Source organism: Parendozoicomonas verongulae (assembly GCF_009711465.1).
Taxonomy (GTDB): domain Bacteria; phylum Pseudomonadota; class Gammaproteobacteria; order Pseudomonadales; family Endozoicomonadaceae; genus Sansalvadorimonas; species Sansalvadorimonas verongulae.
The window spans coordinates 767-1,268 of sequence record NZ_SMME01000538.1; the positions used below are offsets into that span (position 1 = coordinate 767).

At 47.2% G+C, this 502-nt stretch carries 1 protein-coding gene; it reads right to left on the reverse strand.

The annotated features are described in order from the left end of the window. Positions 1-463: hypothetical protein (locus E1189_RS24710; protein WP_230459952.1), on the reverse strand; the 463-nt coding region annotated here is incomplete at its 3' end. Between the last annotated feature and the right edge of the window lie 39 nt (positions 464-502).

Sequence of the window (502 nt, forward strand, 5' to 3'; positions counted from 1 at the left end):
AAATGCGGTCTTGGGTGGCAGCCAGGTCTACGGGGTAATCGCTGTAGTTTATTCGCCATGGGCCTGTGGATGTATAAAAAAACTCAGACAGCGAAAGTAGTGAGTCTTGTGACAGCTGACTGTCAGTGGAAACTATAGAGCCCAGACTTCCACTCAAATATGAGGAATCGCTGTGGTCAGATGTATTCTCATCGCTTGATACTTCTGAATTGGAGGCGTCTTCAGGTGAATGTACGAAATCGCTGTAGCCAGATGGATTCTCATCGCGTGATACTTCTGAATTGGAGGCGTCTTCTGATGAATGTAAGGAGTTGCTGTGGTCAGATGTATTCTCATCGCGTGATACTTCTGATTTTGAGGCATCTTCAGATGAAGACTGGGAGACGAGGGAGTCCAATGCGCTGGATAGACTGGCACCTGAGATATCGCTGTCTATTGTGTCTTTGCTAGCAGCTGCTTCCACGATACCTGCTTCTTGGTATGGTGAAGGTGTGAACTCAGA